Source organism: Pannonibacter carbonis, assembly GCF_003012935.1.
Classification (GTDB): domain Bacteria; phylum Pseudomonadota; class Alphaproteobacteria; order Rhizobiales; family Stappiaceae; genus Pannonibacter; species Pannonibacter carbonis.
This window is the reverse complement of record NZ_PUDR01000015.1, coordinates 57,279-74,568: the sequence shown is the minus strand read 5'-3', so window position 1 is coordinate 74,568 and position 17,290 is coordinate 57,279. Positions and strand designations below refer to the sequence as shown.

The 17,290-nt window shown below is 62.8% G+C and carries 16 protein-coding genes; 8 read left to right on the top strand and 8 right to left on the bottom strand.

All coding sequences use genetic code 11. The features are described 5' to 3' along the window. The first annotated feature begins 207 nt into the window (after positions 1-207). The 4 genes from C8348_RS18525 (at position 208) to C8348_RS18505 (ending at position 5,360) form a co-directional block, all read left to right on the top strand. On the top strand, positions 208-510 hold the full coding sequence (locus tag C8348_RS18525) for a helix-turn-helix domain-containing protein (RefSeq protein WP_244294055.1): 303 nt from the start codon (positions 208-210) through the stop codon (positions 508-510). A 127-nt stretch (positions 511-637) separates the two neighbouring features. Beyond that, the gene (carB, locus tag C8348_RS18520) at positions 638-4,000 is read left to right on the top strand and encodes a carbamoyl-phosphate synthase large subunit (RefSeq protein ID WP_106754780.1); all 3,363 of its coding nucleotides are present in this window, start codon (positions 638-640) and stop codon (positions 3,998-4,000) included. Between the two features lie 116 nt (positions 4,001-4,116). Continuing rightward, entirely contained in the window at positions 4,117-4,590 is a 474-nt protein-coding gene (gene greA, locus C8348_RS18515) for a transcription elongation factor GreA (RefSeq protein ID WP_106754779.1), read from the top strand. 407 nt (positions 4,591-4,997) lie between these two features. Continuing rightward, the gene (locus tag C8348_RS18505) at positions 4,998-5,360 is read left to right on the top strand and encodes a type II toxin-antitoxin system HicB family antitoxin (protein ID WP_106754778.1); all 363 of its coding nucleotides are present in this window, start codon (positions 4,998-5,000) and stop codon (positions 5,358-5,360) included. Here the strand turns inward: C8348_RS18505 and C8348_RS18500 are convergent. The 3 genes from C8348_RS18500 to C8348_RS18490 form a co-directional block, all read right to left on the bottom strand. Continuing rightward, the gene (locus tag C8348_RS18500) at positions 5,349-5,648 is read right to left on the bottom strand and encodes a type II toxin-antitoxin system RelE/ParE family toxin (protein ID WP_106754777.1); all 300 of its coding nucleotides are present in this window, start codon (positions 5,646-5,648) and stop codon (positions 5,349-5,351) included. The genes C8348_RS18505 and C8348_RS18500 overlap by 12 nt on opposite strands. Beyond that, positions 5,638-5,898, bottom strand: coding sequence for a type II toxin-antitoxin system ParD family antitoxin (locus tag C8348_RS18495; RefSeq protein ID WP_106754776.1), 261 nt, complete (start codon positions 5,896-5,898; stop codon positions 5,638-5,640). Before C8348_RS18495 ends, C8348_RS18500 begins: the two co-directional genes overlap by 11 nt. An 87-nt stretch (positions 5,899-5,985) precedes the next feature. Further along, entirely contained in the window at positions 5,986-6,456 is a 471-nt protein-coding gene (locus C8348_RS18490) for an Lrp/AsnC family transcriptional regulator (protein ID WP_106754808.1), read from the bottom strand. Positions 6,457-6,626: 170 nt separating this feature from the next. On the opposite strand from C8348_RS18490, the gene C8348_RS18485 reads away from it, so the two are divergent. The 3 genes from C8348_RS18485 to C8348_RS18475 all read left to right on the top strand — a co-directional run bounded on the left by C8348_RS18485 (position 6,627) and on the right by C8348_RS18475 (position 9,603). After that, positions 6,627-7,649 (top strand): mitochondrial fission ELM1 family protein, encoded by a 1,023-nt coding sequence (locus tag C8348_RS18485; RefSeq protein WP_106754775.1) that lies wholly within the window; start codon positions 6,627-6,629, stop codon positions 7,647-7,649. 34 nt (positions 7,650-7,683) lie between these two features. Further along, positions 7,684-8,640: a thioredoxin-disulfide reductase gene (gene trxB / locus C8348_RS18480; protein ID WP_106754774.1), complete on the top strand. Its 957-nt coding sequence runs from the start codon at positions 7,684-7,686 to the stop codon at positions 8,638-8,640. A 66-nt stretch (positions 8,641-8,706) separates the two neighbouring features. After that, positions 8,707-9,603, top strand: coding sequence for a LysR family transcriptional regulator (locus C8348_RS18475; protein WP_106754807.1), 897 nt, complete (start codon positions 8,707-8,709; stop codon positions 9,601-9,603). A 496-nt stretch (positions 9,604-10,099) separates the two neighbouring features. Here the strand turns inward: C8348_RS18475 and msrP are convergent, their stop codons facing one another. Both msrP and C8348_RS18465 read right to left on the bottom strand, forming a co-directional pair. Further along, positions 10,100-11,065: a protein-methionine-sulfoxide reductase catalytic subunit MsrP gene (gene msrP / locus C8348_RS18470; protein WP_106754773.1), complete on the bottom strand. Its 966-nt coding sequence runs from the start codon at positions 11,063-11,065 to the stop codon at positions 10,100-10,102. A gap of 195 nt (positions 11,066-11,260) precedes the next feature. Then, positions 11,261-13,336, bottom strand: coding sequence for an elongation factor G (locus C8348_RS18465; protein WP_106754806.1), 2,076 nt, complete (start codon positions 13,334-13,336; stop codon positions 11,261-11,263). Between the two features lie 227 nt (positions 13,337-13,563). Between C8348_RS18465 and C8348_RS18460 the strand changes: the two genes are divergently transcribed. After that, positions 13,564-13,905: a hypothetical protein gene (locus C8348_RS18460; protein WP_157950461.1), complete on the top strand. Its 342-nt coding sequence runs from the start codon at positions 13,564-13,566 to the stop codon at positions 13,903-13,905. A 337-nt stretch (positions 13,906-14,242) separates the two neighbouring features. Here the strand turns inward: C8348_RS18460 and C8348_RS18455 are convergent, their stop codons facing one another. The 3 genes from C8348_RS18455 to C8348_RS18445 form a co-directional block, all read right to left on the bottom strand. After that, positions 14,243-14,725 carry a DUF992 domain-containing protein gene (locus tag C8348_RS18455; protein WP_106754771.1) on the bottom strand — a complete coding sequence of 161 codons (483 nt, stop codon included), beginning with the start codon at positions 14,723-14,725 and terminating at the stop codon, positions 14,243-14,245. A 177-nt stretch (positions 14,726-14,902) separates the two neighbouring features. After that, a complete protein-coding gene (locus tag C8348_RS18450) occupies positions 14,903-16,102 on the bottom strand; it encodes a pyridoxal phosphate-dependent aminotransferase (protein WP_106754770.1) in 1,200 nt (399 codons plus the stop codon). 89 nt (positions 16,103-16,191) lie between these two features. Next, positions 16,192-17,253, bottom strand: coding sequence for a PAS domain-containing protein (locus tag C8348_RS18445; RefSeq protein ID WP_106754769.1), 1,062 nt, complete (start codon positions 17,251-17,253; stop codon positions 16,192-16,194). Between the last annotated feature and the right edge of the window lie 37 nt (positions 17,254-17,290).

The window sequence follows — 17,290 nt, the reverse complement described above, 5'->3', positions numbered from 1 at the left end:
GAAGCCGGGCGATGGTAAATGAACCTTTGAAACGGCAGCCTTTCGGGATCGTTAACGGATTTGCTCAAACTGTCTGCATACGCCGCCGCAACATCGCCCCGCCGCCGCCAATCCAATAGCTGGCAAATAATTGGGGGTTTGGTTCGTCATCTCAGCAATGCTAAGAAGAGCCAGCCAGTGCCAGGGGCACCCGCAGGACAGATGACGATGGCCGACCTCAAGAAGACACCTCGCCCACCCATGATGACACCGGACCAGTTCCGCGACTGGCGCCGGGCGCTGGGGTTGAAACAAAAGGAAGCGGCAGAACGGCTCGGCCTCAAGAAGCGCATGATCCAGTATTACGAGAAGGGCCATCGTGACGGCAGGCCGGTGGAAATCCCGAAATCAGTGCGCCTCGCCTGCTATGCCCTGTCCCAGGGTGTGGGAGACTTCGATGGCATCAGCACCCGCCAGGCCCTGCTGCCCGCGCCGCCGCTGGACGGTCAATTGCCTGCGGATCTGGATTGATGGCAATCCGGGGTTCCATCCCGGCGTTCTATTGCCTATAAGGCGCACTCAGCCACCAATGTAATCCTCTTGGACGAGCCCTCACGCCCGCGCTTCAAGGCGCGGCGGCGGGACGATGCGAGCCACGATGCCCAGACGCACAGACATTTCCTCCATCCTGATCATCGGCGCCGGCCCGATTGTCATCGGCCAGGCCTGCGAGTTCGACTACTCGGGCACACAGGCGTGCAAGGCCCTGCGTGAGGAAGGGTATCGAATCATCCTCGTGAACTCCAATCCGGCGACGATCATGACGGACCCGGATCTGGCAGATGCGACCTATATCGAGCCGATCACCCCGGAAGTCGTCGCACGCATCATCGAGAAGGAGCGGCCGGACGCGCTGCTGCCGACCATGGGCGGCCAGACCGCGCTGAATTGCGCGCTCGATCTGGAGCGCGACGGCGTGCTGGAGAAGTTTGGCGTCGAGATGATCGGTGCCCGCGCCGACGTGATCGAAAAGGCTGAAGACCGCGAGAAATTCCGTGCGGCGATGGATGCCATCGGTCTGGAAAACCCGCGCGCGTCGATCGCTTCGTCCCCTGCGATCCGCGATGCCAATGGCAAGATCACCGGCTATGACCGCAACGCCGGCTTCATGGAAGCCATGAAGGCCCTCGACGAGATCGGCCTGCCGGCCATCATCCGTCCGGCCTACACGCTTGGCGGCACCGGCGGCGGCGTGGCCTACAACCGCGAGGAATTCGAGACCATCGCGCGCTCCGGCATCGATGCCTCTCCTGTCGGCCAGATCCTGATCGACGAAAGCCTGCTTGGCTGGAAGGAGTATGAGATGGAAGTGGTCCGCGACAAGGCGGACAACTGCATCATCATCTGCTCCATCGAGAACATCGATCCGATGGGCGTGCATACGGGGGACTCCATCACGGTCGCGCCGGCGCTGACGCTGACCGATAAGGAATACCAGATCATGCGCGACGCCTCGATTGCGGTGCTGCGCGAGATCGGCGTCGAAACCGGTGGCTCGAACGTGCAATTTGCTGTCAGCCCCGAGACCGGCCGCCTGGTCGTCATCGAGATGAATCCGCGCGTGTCGCGTTCGTCTGCGCTCGCCTCCAAGGCAACCGGCTTCCCGATTGCCAAGATCGCCGCCAAGCTTGCGGTCGGCTATACGCTGGATGAACTGGAGAATGACATCACCGGCGGCGCGACGCCGGCGTCCTTCGAGCCGACCATTGACTATGTCGTCACCAAGATCCCGCGTTTCGCCTTCGAAAAGTTCCCGGGCTCCGAGCCGACGCTGACCACGGCGATGAAGTCGGTTGGTGAAGTGATGGCCATCGGCCGCACCTTCCAGGAAAGCCTTCAGAAAGCCCTGCGCGGCCTCGAGACCGGCCTGACCGGCCTTGATGAAGTCGAGATCCCCGGGCTCGGCCAGGGCGATGACCAGAACGCGATCCGCGCGGCCATCTCCACGCCGACCCCGACCCGGCTGCTGAACGTGGCGCAGGCGATGCGGATGGGTCTGTCGATCGAGCAGATCAACGCCATCTGCGGGATCGATCCCTGGTTCCTGGAGCAGATCGCCGGCATCATCGACACCGAAGCGAAGGTGCGCGCACACGGCCTGCCGCAGACCGCCGAAATGCTGCGCAGCCTGAAGGCGATGGGCTTCTCCGACGCCCGCCTCGGCTCGCTGGCCGGCCTTGATGCCGACGCGGTTGCCAAGCGCCGCGCCGAGCTGAATGTGCATCCGGTCTACAAGCGCATCGACACCTGCGCGGCCGAGTTCGCCTCGCCGACCGCCTACATGTACTCGACCTACGAGACCCCGTTCGCGGGCGCTCCGGTCAGTGAGGCCATGCCGTCGGATCGCAAGAAGGTCGTGATCCTGGGTGGTGGCCCGAACCGCATCGGCCAGGGAATCGAGTTCGACTATTGCTGCTGCCACGCCGCCTTTGCGCTGGAAGAGGCCGGCTATGAGTCGATCATGGTCAACTGCAACCCGGAGACCGTCTCGACCGACTACGACACGTCGGACCGGCTGTACTTCGAGCCGCTGACCCCGGAAGACGTGCTGGAAATCATGCGCGTCGAACAGTCCAACGGCACGCTGCATGGCGTGATCGTGCAGTTCGGTGGCCAGACGCCGCTGAAGCTGGCGCAGGCGCTGGTCAAGGCCGACGTGCCGATCCTCGGCACCTCGCCGGACATGATCGACCTGGCCGAAGACCGCGACCGCTTCCAGCGCCTCCTGACCAAGATCGGCCTGAAGCAGCCGCAGAACGGCATCGCCTACTCGGTCGAACAGGGCCGCCTGATCGCCGCGCAGCTTGGCCTGCCGCTCGTGGTGCGCCCGTCCTACGTGCTGGGTGGCCGCGCCATGCAGATCATCCGGGACGAGGAAGCGCTGAACTCCTATCTGCTCGGCACGCTGCCGGAGCTGGTGCCGGGCGAAATCCGCGCCAAGTATCCGAACGACAAGACCGGCCAGATCAACACGCTGCTGGGCACCAACCCGCTACTGTTCGACCGCTATCTGGATGGCGCCATCGAAGTTGACGTCGACGCCCTGTCCGACGGCAAGGATGTCTTTGTCTGCGGCATCATGGAACACATTGAGGAAGCCGGCATCCACTCCGGCGACAGCGCCTGCTCTCTGCCGCCCTACTCGCTCTCGGCCGAGCTGATCGACGAACTGAAGCGCCAGACCGTGGCCCTTGCCAAGGCGCTGGAAGTCGGCGGCCTGATGAACGTCCAGTACGCGATCCGCGACGGCGAGATCTTCGTGCTGGAGGTGAACCCGCGTGCGTCGCGCACCGTGCCATTCGTCGCCAAGACCATCGGCGTGCCGGTGGCCAAGATCGCCAGCCGCGTCATGGCAGGCGAGAGCCTTGCGTCCTTTGGTCTCACCGAGAAGGTTCTGGAGCACGTCGCTGTAAAGGAGGCCGTGTTCCCCTTCGCCCGTTTCCCGGGCGTCGACACGATCCTCGGCCCCGAAATGCGCTCGACGGGCGAAGTCATGGGCCTGAACGGTTCGTTTGCCTCGGCCTTCGCCAAGTCTCAGATCGGCGCAGGCACCGGCGTCCCCCTGGAAGGCACCGTGTTCGTGTCCATGCGTGACCAGGACAAGGCCGGGGTTCTGGATGCGGTTCGCCGTCTCGAAGGGCTTGGCTTCCGCATTATTGCGACCAGTGGCACCCAGCGCTACCTTGTCGAGCACGGAATTGCCTGCACAAAGGTCAACAAGGTGCTTGAAGGCCGCCCGCACATCGTTGATGCTGTGAAGAATGGAGAGGTCCAACTCGTCTTCAACACGACCGAAGGCGCGCAGGCCCTCTCCGACAGCCGTTCGATGCGTCGCGCTGCCCTGTTGCACAAGGTGCCCTACTACACGACCCTCGCCGGGGCTGTAGCGGCCGCCAAGGGTATCGAGGCGTATAAAACCGGCGGCCTTGAAGTTAGACCCCTGCAGTCCTACTTCGGCTAAGGCTCAATTCATCCGCACTTCAGCCGGACCTTGAAACGTCCGGCTGGATTGTGTTTTTATGTTCTTTAGGCCCGCGCCCTCCGGTGCGGGCCATGGTACGTGAAGGTCCAGGACCAATGGAAAAGATCCCGATGACGGCTGCGGGCTATGCCATGCTGCAGACGGAACTGAAGGAGCGCACGTCGGTCGAGCGGCCCCGGATCGTTGAGGCGATTTCCGAGGCCCGTGCGCACGGCGACCTGTCGGAAAATGCTGAATATCACGCGGCAAAAGAAGCCCAGAGCCACAACGAGGGCCGTATCGCGGAACTCGAGGACAAGCTTGGCCGCGCCGAGATCATTGATGTCTCCAAGCTCTCCGGGACCACGGTCAAGTTCGGCGCAACCGTGACGCTGATCGATGAGGACACCGAGGAAGCCAAGAAATACATGATCGTCGGCGACGTCGAGGCCGACGTGAAGCAGGGCCGGATCTCGATTTCCTCGCCCATCGCCCGCGCGCTGATCGGCAAGACCGTTGGCGACAGCGTCGAGGTTTCCGCACCTGGCGGCTCGCGCTCCTACGAGATCGAGGCCGTCAGCTTCCTCTGATCCCGTTTTGTTTGGCGAACATGCCTGATGAAAATGCCCGCAGCTTGTGCGGGCATTTTTGTTTACAGCAAACGGCTCACCCATAATTCGCAACTGAAATCAGTTGCAGAAAGCAACAATCAAGCTATCCTCTTCCAAATGTTGGAAGGGCATCGCATGACCCGACGCGACAAGCTGGTCGAACGACTAAGGCGACGTCCACGCGATTTCACCTGGGACGAACTGGTCCGGCTGCTTGAAAACCTCGGGTACCGGGAAGCTGCGACCGGCTAGACAGGCGGCTCACGCCGTCGGTTTGTCCACGAAACGGCACCCGCCATCTTGCTGCACAAGCCGCATCCAGATCCGGTTGTGAAGCTCTATGTGATCGACGCTGTCCTGAACGTTCTGAAGGAGGACGGTCTGATATGAGCCAATTGCTGGAGTACAAGGGCTACCTCGGCTCAATCGAGTTCAGCCCGGAAGATGAAGTCCTGCATGGACGGCTGGAGTTCATCCGCGATCTGGTGACCTACGAAGCCGACGACGCGCGCGGGCTGAAGATCGCATTCCAAGAGGCTGTTGATGACTATCTCGCGCTGTGCGCATCAGAGAATCGCAAGCCGGACGAACCGCTGAAGGGCAGCTTCAACATTCGTCCAGGGCGTGAGCTGCATCGTCAGGCAATGCTCTATGCCCGCCGACACGGCATCAATCTCAATTCTGTCGTTACTGAAGCCCTGCGAGCCTATCTGACCGGGACAAGAAGCCCTCACCGTCTATTCCCCTGATGGGTTCTGCTTCCAGTCCTCACGCCCGTGGCGCACACGAATGATCAGCATATCACTGCGGTCATCTACGACATAAATGACCAGATGAGAGTGGGCCGGAAAAACTCGGACAGGCGGATCTATCTCATGGCGTTCACGCGCTAGATACGGATTGGCTGCAATCAGTTCGAAGGCGCTTTCCAGCAGGCCATGATAGCGGGCAGCCTGCGCGTCGCCAAACTGCACAGTCCCCTCGATCAAAATCCCCGTGACATCGCCCGCTGCCTTGCGGGTGAGCTTATAGGCCATCCGAAGACGGGTCAGTCTGGAGGCGATGACGAACAGACTTCAGGATATCGGCCATGGATTGGTCACTGACGCCGCTTTCCAGACCTTCTGTAACCAGCATCTGCATATGAGCAATCTTGCCGCAACGCTCCTGGTCGCGCCGGATCAGATCACGCACGTAGTCACTCGCGTTGCTATAACGCCCCGAGACCGTCTGAGCCTCAACCCAATCCTTCATGGCATCCGGAAGCGATACATTCATCGTCGCCATGGCCAACCTCTTTCAATCACACCCGCAGACTTTGGCAGCGACTGGCAAAGATTGTCAATTTGCAGCGGCAGCGTTGTTTTGCGACACCTACCGCGCAATCGGCACCATCGGTTCGTCCTTGGTCCGGCGAATGGTAAGGGCGGTGCGCACGCTGTCCACATTGGGCGTTGCGGTCAGCTCGCGGATAATGAAGGTCTGGAAGGTCTGAAGGTCGGGGGCGACGCATTTCAACAGGAAATCCACCTCGCCCGACAGCATGTAGCACTCGCGCACAATCGGCCAGCCGTTGACGGTCTGTTCGAACGCAATCAGGTCGTTCTCCGTCTGGCTGTGCAGGCCGACCATGGCAAAGGCGGTCACCTCATAGCCCAGTTGCTTCTCGTCCAGCAGCGTCCGGTAGCCGCGAATGAGACCAGCTTCTTCCAGCGCCCGAACGCGGCGCAGGCAAGGAGGAGCGGAAATCCCGACACGGCGCGCCAGCTCCACGTTGGTCATGCGACCGTCCTGCTGCAGTTCTTTCAGGATGTGCCAATCAATGGCATCAAGCCGTGCTTTCAAGAAACTCTCCATAGCGATAAGAGCGGGCAGCGCTCCGGACCTGAACCGGTCGGCAAAGTGCCAACCTTGTCCAGCGGCTGAAGACCTTGCGACTCTCCGGCTTACCCGCGTACATGTGGCTGGAAGTAAAATTTTTTTTGCGGTTCTGCAAGACTATAACAAAAACCGAGATGAATAAGAAAGAACCTGAAACTGCCATTTCGTCGGCAGCGGCTCCCGTCTGGATCCTGACGGACGGCAAGGCCGGCGACGAGGCGCAGTGCATCGGCGTGGCCGAGGCCCTCGGGCTTGCCTATGAGCGCCGCATCGTACGGCCTCGCGCGCCTTTTTCCTGGGCCATGCCACACGGCCCGATTGATCCGCGCGAGAGCGAACTGAAACCCGGCAGCCCCCTTGCCCCGCCGTTTCCCCGCCTCGCCATCGCCTCGGGGCGACGCGCGGTGCCCTACCTCAAGCGGCTGAAGCGCATCAGCGAAGGCTACACCTTCACCGTTTTCCTCAAAGATCCACGCACCGGCTGCAACGCGGCGGATTTCATCTGGGTGAGCGAGCACGACAAGCTGCGCGGCCCCAATGTCATGGTCACGCTGACCGCCCCGCATCGCTTGAGCGCCGCCCGGCTTGCCCGTGCCAGCGCCACCCCCGATGCAAGGCTGGACGCTGTCGGTCACCCTCGCGTCGCCGTTCTCGTGGGCGGCAACAGCCGCCACCATCGCTTCACCGATGATGACATTCGCCGCTTCATCGCCGGGCTCGAGGCCTGGGCCAGGATCGGCGCGCGCCTGATGATAACGACATCCCGGCGTACACCGGCAGCGCTTGCGCGCGCCCTGACCGACATGGCCGAGACTGGCGGCCATTTCTTCTGGGACGGAACTGGAGACAACCCGCTTGCCGCGATGCTCGGCCGGGCGGAGGCGGTCGTGGTCAGCGCCGACAGCACCAACATGATCGGTGAGGCTGCGGCGACCGGCCGCGCCGTGCATGTGTTCCATCCCGGCGGTGGTCACGCCAAGATTGGAATGTTTTTGTCTGGACTGGCGGAAATGGGCATTGTTCACCCCTTCCCCGGGCCCTTGAAAACCACTACCTACGAGCCGCTGAACAGCACGCCAGAGATTGCCGCAGCCATTCGCACCGCCATGCGGCAGCGCGAGGCCACAGGCCAGACCAACAGCGACCACCAGCCATGACAGGCCCGGTGGCGATGACAGAAAGTGGATCGCCATGACCACCGAACACGTAAAGCTCCTCATCATCGGCTCCGGCCCGGCCGGCTATACCGCTGCGATCTACGCGGCTCGCGCGATGCTGGAGCCCGTGCTCGTGGCCGGCATCCAGCCTGGCGGCCAGTTGACCATCACGACCGATGTCGAGAACTACCCTGGCTTTGCCGAGCCGATCCAGGGCCCCTGGCTGATGGAGCAGATGCGGCTGCAGGCCGAGCACGTCGGCACCCGGCTCATTCATGACACCATCACCGAAGTCGATCTCTCCAAGCGTCCGTTCCGCGCCGTTGCCGACAGCGGCACGGTGTTCCTGGCCGATGTGCTGGTGATTGCCACCGGCGCGCAGGCGCGCTGGCTCGGCCTTCCGTCGGAACAGGAGTTCATGGGTGCCGGCGTTTCGGCCTGCGCGACCTGTGACGGGTTCTTCTACCGGGGCCGCGAGGTCGTCGTTGTCGGCGGCGGCAACAGCGCCGTCGAGGAGGCGCTCTACCTCGCTAACCTCGCCTCCAAGGTCACTGTGGTGCATCGCCGCGACAGCTTCCGCGCCGAACGCATCCTGCAGGAGCGCCTGTTCAAGCACCCGAAGATCGAGGTGGTCTGGGATCACGCCGTGGACGAGATCCTCGGCGGCGGCATGCCCAAGGGAGTAACCGGCGTCCGGCTGAAAAACACCAAGACCGACGAAACCCGTGAACTGGCCACAGACGGTGTCTTCGTCGCCATCGGCCACGCCCCGTCGGTTGACCTGTTCCGTGGCCAGCTGCAGCTCAAGCCGAACAACTACATCTTCACCGAGGCAGATTCGACCCGGACCTCGGTCCCCGGCGTCTTCGCAGCGGGCGATGTCACCGATGACATCTACCGACAGGCTGTGACAGCAGCCGGCATGGGCTGCATGGCGGCGCTTGAAGCAGAAAAATTTCTGGCCGAACATGGATCGGACACACAGGTCTGACACACAGGCCTGACAGATTCGCCCGGCCGCATCAGGCGTAAGCGGGCGCGAGCGGAGGCTCACATGATGGACTGGGATAAACTGCGCATCTTCCACGCTGCGGCGCAGGCGGGCAGTTTCACCCATGCGGGCGACAGCCTCAACATGAGCCAGTCCGCGGTCAGCCGCCAGGTCAGCGCTCTGGAGGCTGATCTCGGTGTGCCGCTGTTTCATCGCCACGCCCGCGGCCTGCTGCTGACCGAGCAAGGCGAATTGCTCTACCGCACCGCCCGGGATGTCCTGATGCAGCTGGAAGCCGTGCAGACGCGGCTCACCGACAGCCGCGAAAAGCCGACGGGCGTGCTAAGGGTGACAACCACAGTAGGCCTTGGCTCAACCTGGCTGACCCAGCGCATCCACGAGTTCATCGACCTTTATCCCGACATGGACCTGCGGCTGCTGGTGGATGACGCCGAACTCGACCTGTCGATGCGCGAGGCCGACATCGCCATCCGCCTGCGCCAGCCAACCCAGCCAGACCTGATACAGCGCAAGCTGTTCACCGTGCATTTCCACGTCTATGCCGCACCGTCCTACCTGAAGCGCTACGGCACGCCGAATTCGATTGCGGATCTGGACAACCACCGCCTGGTCACCTTCGGCGAGCATGCCCCGGCCTACCTGCGCGACATGAACTGGCTCGAGATTGCCGGCCGCGATGTGGACAACCCGCGCCGTGTGGTCCTGCGCGTCAACAACGTTGTCGCCATCAAGCGCGCTGTCCAGAAAGGCATCGGCGTCGCCATCCTGCCGGACTATCTGGTCGAAAACGATTCCTCGCTGGTGCAGATCCTGACCGAGGTCGAGGACATGATCCCGAGCTTTGACACCTATTTTGTCTACCCGTCCGAGCTGAAAAACACCGCCCGCATCACTGCCTTTCGCGATTTCCTTCTCGCCAAGGCCGAACGCTGGGCCTACTGAGCGCCGGTTTCCCTGTTCGCATCCGCAAATGCGTCAGCCGTGTGACGCTCCCCTGCAATTGCCATGCGCGAGCAATGCCTTCGCCTTGAGCAGTGCCGGCATGACAACCCATTTCAAGGCTCACGGCATATTCTGAAAAGCGCTTGTTTCAGAGGCACTTGCACAAGCGGGCGGCAAGTTTTGTGCGCTGCAACCAGATCCGCACGACAAATGCATGACGATTTTGCCAGCTACCCTGGAAACGCATAGCAGATCTGCGCATGTGCCACTTGTTTCGGCAGCTTGTGCACTGCATATAAGCATCACTGTTGGTTCTGCGGCGTCGCACTCTCCTCCCAGCGACGCCAATTCAGCCAGCTGTTCCCCTCTGGAAGGTGATCTTTCACCGCTGTGAGAGATCAAAAAAACAACTGCCGGGTCTTTTGACCCGGCTTTTTTTTGCCCTGAGTTCGGAAGGCGCTGCGCTGGCACCAGATGAGGCCAGCGCCGGAATGCCTCACATGTAAAGCTGCTCGTCCTCCAGCCCGGCATAAAGCCCGGCGACCTGCTCGCCATAGCCGTTGAACAGGAGCGTCGGACGGCGCTCGCCGGTGCCCAGCAGTTCCTCGCTGGCCTGGCTCCAGCGTGGATGCGGCACGTCCGGGTTCACATTGGCCCAGAAGCCATATTCGGAGGCTGCGATCTCCTCCCAGAACGACACGGGCCGCGTCTCGGTGAAGCTGATCCGCACCACCGACTTGATCGACTTGAAACCGTATTTCCACGGCAGCGCGAGGCGCAGTGGCGCGCCACTCTGCTTCGGCAGCGGCTTGCCATAGACGCCGGTGGCCATGAAGGCGAGCTCGTTGGTTGCCTCGGCCAGGGTCATTCCCTCCACATAGGGCCAGGGATACCAAGTCTGCTTCTGACCGGTGGCGACACTCGGGTTCTGGAAGGTTTCCATCCGCACGTATTTGGCCCCCGCCTGCGGGCTCGCCAGCTTGACCAGTTCCGCCAGAGCAAAGCCGGACCACGGCACCGCCATTGACCAGGCCTCGACACAGCGGTGGCGGTACAGCCTTTCTTCCAGCGGCATCTTCTTCAGCAGGTCGTCGATGCCGATTTCCTGCGGATTGTCGCAAAGCCCGTCAATCTTCAGCACCCAGGGGCGGATCGGCAGCTTCTGCGCCGCAGCAGAGATGCGCTTGTGCGAGCCGAACTCGTAGAAATTGTTGTAGGTCTCGACAAAGGCCGGGTTCGTCAGGTCCCGGTCGAGCGTATAGGCGGCATTGCGGCCAACCGGATACAGCCCGGCACTCGGGTCCTCTTCCGCGCGCAGGGGCGACGGCAGCAGGCTGCCCGCAATCCCTCCTGCGAGACCGAGGCCCAGCCCGGTCAAAGCCTGTCGCCGGCTGAAGAACAGGTGTTCAGGCGTTGTCAGATGCTCCGCCATCTCCCACGCTCGTTTGCCGATGATATTCATGCCAAGCTCCCTCAGATCGCTGGCCGGTGCGATCCCGGCCTGTCATCCCTCTAGAAGGACCGGGATTGAGCCCTCCTGACAAGTCACGCTGCAGTGAGCCAGGGAGGAGAACCGTCACCCTTGCGTGAAGCCTCACCAGCATCATTCAAAGGCCGGGCAGCCTGCCGCCCGGCCGCGAGTGTGTGCTGGCAGAGATCAGGCCGCGCGGGCGGACGCCCTCTGCACCACCTGGTCCGCCGCCTTGCCCACCAGTTCGGCGAGATGATCAAAGCGGTGGGTGAAGCTGCCGACGCCGGACGTTGCCGACCTGAGTTCGATGATCAGGTCGGTGATATCCGACTCAGGCATCAAGGCCCGCACCTCATCCCATCCAGGCCAGCCGGGGCGCGCATCAAAGCCCAGAAGCTGTCCCCGCCGTCCCGATATGATCGCATTGATCCGCGATGTCGCCTCGCTTGGACAGAACACCTTGACCTGATGCACCGGCTCCAGCAGCACGGGCGCGCATTGCGGCAGTCCCTCGCGCATGGCAAGGATCGCCGCCATCTTGAAGGCCTGATCCGAACTGTCGACAGAGTGATAGGAACCGTCCGTCAAGGTGACGGCAAGGTCGACGAGCGGAAAGCCGAGCGGACCGGTGCCGAGCGCTTCGGCAACGCCCTCCCCGACCGCTGGAATATACTGCTTTGGCACCACACCGCCCGTGATCCGATCGGCAAAGACAAAGCCCTCACCGCGTCCCTGCGGCCGGATCTCCAGCGCCACATCGCCAAACTGGCCGTGTCCGCCAGACTGCTTCTTGTGCCGTCCACGCACAGACGTGCTGGAACGGATGGTCTCGCGATAGGCCACTTTCGGTGCATGCACATCAATCGCAAGGCCGTATTTGCCACGCAGCCGCTCCTGCGCCACCCGCAGGTGCATTTCGCCCTGCCCCTGCAACAAGGTCTCGCCGGAATGCCCCGACTGCGACACCTTGAGCCCCGGGTCTTCCTCGACCAGCTTGGCCAAGGCTGACGACAGCTTGACCTCATCCTTGCGCTCGGCAGCCGACAGGGCAACGCTGAGCACCGGTTCAGGCACCCAGGACCGCGCCACCTGCGGCACGACACCTTGCAGCCCAAGCGTTTCACCTGTGATGACGCCTTCGAGCTTGCCCAGCGCCACTGTCTCGCCAGCTTCCGCCGGCCCCCGCTTGCTGGTCTGCTGGCCATAGAGCGTGGCAATGCCGCTGACCCGCACTTCAGAACCATCCGGACGAACGAGCGTGGCCGCCTCGCCTACCCGCCCTGCCAGCACGCGCACCAGCGACAGCTTGCCGCCATGCGAGGTATGCAGCGTCTTGAGCACCTGCACCGCCTCGCACTCCTTCGGCAGGTCCAGCCTGCGCTGCGTGAACAGGATCCCCGGTGCTTCGTGCCGCAGCGCCTTCATCAGCCGCTGGATACCGTTGCCATGGTCGGCAGAGCCGATGAACACAGGGCAGATCAGGCCTTGGCGCATCTCCTCGCCAAGATCGGTGAAGATCCGCTCGCGTCCGGGGGCGATGTCCTCCAGCAGCGCCTCCATCAGCACATCATCATGATCCGCCAGCCGCTCCAGCATGGAGAACCGCGCCTCGACCTCACGCTGATGCTCGTCGGTCGGCATCTCGATCACCAGGCTCTCGGCGTGTTCCCGGTAGACAAAGGCGCGCTCGAGCGCGAGATCGATGAAGCCCATGGCGATGCCGTTCTTCCAGATCGGGATCTGGCGCAGCACCAGCGGCACGCTTGACGCCGGCTGCAGGGCCGCCAGCACCTCGCGAACCCGTCGCTCCGTCCGATCGATCTTGTTGAGGAAGAGAACGCGCGGAATGCCGCGATCCTCCAGCGTCTTCAGGATCAGTTGCAGCGCCGGGATCTTCTTGTCATCGGCCTCGGCCACCACGACGGCGAGGTCGACACCGCCGAGCACGCCCTGGGCTTCGCTGAGAAACTCCACCGATCCGGGACAATCCAGAAACGTGTAGCGATCGCCGAGATATTCGGTCTCGGCCACATTCACCTCGACGCTCATGCTGTGCGCGCGGGCTTCCGGACTGCCGTCGCCGACGCTGGAGCCAGCCGTCACGCTGCCTTGCCGCGTCAATGCCCCGGTGCGGGCGAGAATGGCCTCCAGCAGGGTCGTCTTGCCACTGGCAAAGGGCCCAACCAGCGCGATGCACCGGGGCCCTGCGTGTCTGCCGTCTGTCGCTGCCTTCCCGCTTGTCTGCGTGTGATCTTGTGTCATGCCGCCGCCTCCCGTTGGCTGGGGTGCCAGCGCGGTTTGCGACAGGATGGACGCCGCAAGGCCGCGCCACCGCCCGCCTTGGGGCGGTCCGCCATGCTCGCGCCGTTTTGTAAGCCGACGCAAGGAAAACATGTGCGGCACTGCAACATCGAACCAGGCCTTGCCAGCGGCCGGACCATGACGCATTGCTGGACCCGCCCTGTCCGCGGCTCACCCACGAGAACACCATGCCAATGCGACTGCCCGGGATTGATCTGCCGCACACTCTCGCGGCGCTGTGCCTTGGCGCAATGGCACTCGCCGTCCAGACATCACCATTGACCGCCCAGACCTCGGCGCTCGGCGGCTTCCACGACAATGGCACAGCAGGCGGGCGCGCTGCCCGGGCCCAAAACCCGGCAAGGCTGCTGGACCGAGCCCGCGCCCGTCAGCTCGGCACGCTGGACAGCCAGACGCTGCAGCTTGAGCAGCAGCGCAAGGACCGCAATCACAAGCTGACCGAGCCATGCCCGTCGACCAGCAACCCGGCCTGCCGCGAGATCAACAAGGACAGCGACGAGCGGAAGTGAAGGGGGGCCGGGGGCGGTACGGAGGACGATTGAAAACCCCACGGCCATGATCAACTCGGGTTGCGAGGTTACCGGCCCAACCCGGTGAATCGGATTCCGCCGTGGTCCGGACGGGCTCGCGGTTTTTCTCCCTGCGAAGACGCTCTCACAGGAGTCATCCCCGCCTTGTGCGGGGATCCAGAAATCGGGCTCAGGCCCATCAAAGAACAGCCATCATGACAGCATGGATCCCCGCACAAGGCGGGGATGACCGCTTTGGGGCCGTTAACAAAAAAGAGGGCAGCCGAAGCCGCCCTCCTGTCGATTTGAACCGGGCTGGAACCAGCCGGATTGCGGATTACTCGACCGCTTCCAGCGACAGCTTGGCGACGCCAAGGGTGATGTTGGCGCCGGTGTTGCTTTCAAGGCTCAGCGGGTTGAGTGCGATGGAGCGATCCAGGCCACCGATCAGGGCATTGGCCTCAAGCCCGGCGCCCAGCGTTACGCCGGCCGTCACGCCAGCATAGGTGCCGGCCAGAGCACCTGGCTTCATGTCAGCACTCGGCGCCAGCACGCCCCAGACCAGATTGGCATTGGAGGTGGAGCCGATGTCAACGCCGTAATCCGTGATCTTGCCCTTGTAGGTCTCGACCGGTGCATCGATGGCCGGCTTGTAGGCGCAGGACAGCGAATGGCTGGAACCGACAATAAAGTTGCTTTCGCCCGTGACAACGCAGGTCAAGACGCCAATCTGCAAGCCCGGGGCCTGGTTCTGCGCCAGCGCCGGCGTTGCAATGGAAGCGACAGCCAGGGCGGCAGCAAAGAGCGTGGAACGAATCATCAGAAGTCTCCGTGGACGAGATCGAGAAGGCAAGGTGCCGCTGCGGTCATAGGGACCTGAACGAAAAACCCGGCCCGGCAGTGACGCCAAGCGCCGTGCCGAACCGGGTTCATTGTGACAATACAATGTGGCGCGGGCGCGACCGGACGACCCGCTCTGCGCCCTAACGCCTTAATTTTACTTAAGGTTTCCGCAGAAGCGCTGGATGCGCATGCAGGCCTCTTCAAGCGCCTCGGTCGACGTCGCATAGGAAATGCGGAAGTTCGGGCCAAGGCCGAAAGCCGAACCATGCACCACGGCGACGCCTTCGGTCTCCAGAAGCTCGGTGACGAAGTCCTCGTCCGTCTCGATGACCTTGCCGGACGGCGCGGTCTTGCCGATGGTGCCGGCGCAGGACGGGAACACGTAGAACGCGCCTTCCGGGACCGGGCAAACCAGACCCTTGGCCTGGTTCAGCATGGACACCACGAGGTCGCGGCGCGCCTTGAAGATCTCGTTGTTCTTCGGGATGAAGTCCTGCGGGCCGTTGAGTGCCTCGACCGCCGCATACTGCGCAATCGAGCTGGGGTTCGAAGTCGACTGCGACTGGATCGTCGCCATCGCCTTGATCAACGAAACAGGACCTGCCGCATAGCCGATGCGCCAGCCGGTCATGGCATAGGCCTTGGAGACGCCGTTGACGGTCAGCGTGCGGTCATAGAGCGTCGGCTCGACTTCCGCTGGCGTCGCAAACTTGAAGCCGTCGTAGGTCAGGTGCTCGTACATGTCGTCGCTCATCACCCAGACATGGGGATGCTTGACGAGCACATCGGTGAGCGCCTTCAGTTCGGCGTGGCTGTAGGCAGCGCCGGACGGGTTGGACGGCGAGTTGAAGATGAACCACTTGGTCTTCGGCGTGATCGCGGCTTCCAGCGCCTCTGCGGTGATCTTGAAGGTGGACTTGTCCGCCTCGACGATCACCGGCGTGCCGCCGGCCAGTTCCACCATGTCCGGGTAGCTGACCCAGTACGGCGTCGGGATGATGACTTCATCGCCCGGATTCACGGTCGCCATCAGGGCGTTGTAGAGCACCTGCTTGCCGCCGGTGCCAACGGTCACCTGGGCCGGCGTGTAGGTCAGGCCGTTCTCGCGCTTGAACTTTGCGACAATGGCGTCCTTCAGCTCGGGAATGCCGTCGACGGCGGTATATTTGGTCTTGCCCTCGGTGATGGCCTTGATCGCCGCTGCCTTGATGTTTTCCGGGGTGTCGAAGTCCGGTTCACCGGCACCGAGACCAATCACGTCCCGGCCAGCCGCTTTCAGCTCACGCGCCTTGTTGGTAACCGCGATGGTCGCGGACGGTTTCACGCGCGCAAGAGCGTCGGCAATAAAGCCCATAGTTTCCTCCGTGGGAGACTGCAAAAACAAGCGCGCGGACCCTAGTGCCAGAAGCTTGCCACCGCAAGGGTTCAAAGCGTGTTTTCGCGTCAGGCCTTGCCCTCAAGCATCAGGCGCGGCGGCGCATCATCGGCTTCGATGAGCATGGCGCGCAGGCGCTTGTTCTTGGAAACACCGTCCATCGAATTGATCACGACCGACTGCGGCGCGACGACGCCTTTGCGTGCGGCTTCGAGCAGCGCAGTGAAGGACTTGGGGTGCAGCAGCGTCTCGGTGATCGGCGTGTCGTCAATGATCTGCTGCGTCAGCGCATAGATCTTGCGCGCGACCTTGTTGGCGCTGAGGATCTTGCGGGTCTTGCTGTCGATCACCAGCACCGGCGCGGTCAACGCGTCAAACACCCGGCCGATATCAACCCGGCCGTTTTCCCCCGGTTCCGCCGAAAACAGCACGCCTCCCACCGTTTCGCTGACACGGAAGAACACCGCCGAATAGTTCAGCAGGATGCTGTCGCCGCTTGGCAACTGGAACCGGCCGCGACCCGATGCGCCGGCTCTCCGGGTCAGCGCCGTAAGCGTGAGCAGCGCCAGCGTCTTGCCGACGCGCTTGGGAATATGGGCAATGTTACGGCCAAGGCAGAGTGCAGGATCCGTGATGCCGAATGTCTGCATAAAGGCTGGACTGGCGTAACGAATATAGCCGTAATTATCGACGGTCAGCACGATCTTGGTCGAGTTCTCGACAAAGTGTTTCAGGATCGGCGCCAGGCCACGCACCACGGCGCCGCCCTCGTTCTCCGGAATTCCGCCCACTGGATGGCAGATGATAAAAGGCTGGCCACCTTCGGTATCATAGCGCAGCCCGTACAGCGTCACACCGCTCAGCCCGGTGTCCGCGTCTCCGCCGATCTCGGTCGGCCCCGCCTTGCCCTTGCGCAGCACAGTCTGGATAAACCCGAGCAGGTTTTTCTGCGTCTGCGGCGGCAGCATGCGCATGGCGTCGGAAAAGCTGGCCTCAAGCAACCGGCCGCCTTGCCCCTCGAAGGTTTGCGAACTGCTTTCCTGCCAGACAAGCCGCATGGCGGAGAGATCTGCAATCAAATACAGCAGGCCCGACAGACGAAGCACCGGGCCAGCGACGGTATCGCTCACCGGAGTCCCTGGCTGTTCCCTTGCGTCCCCTGGTCGA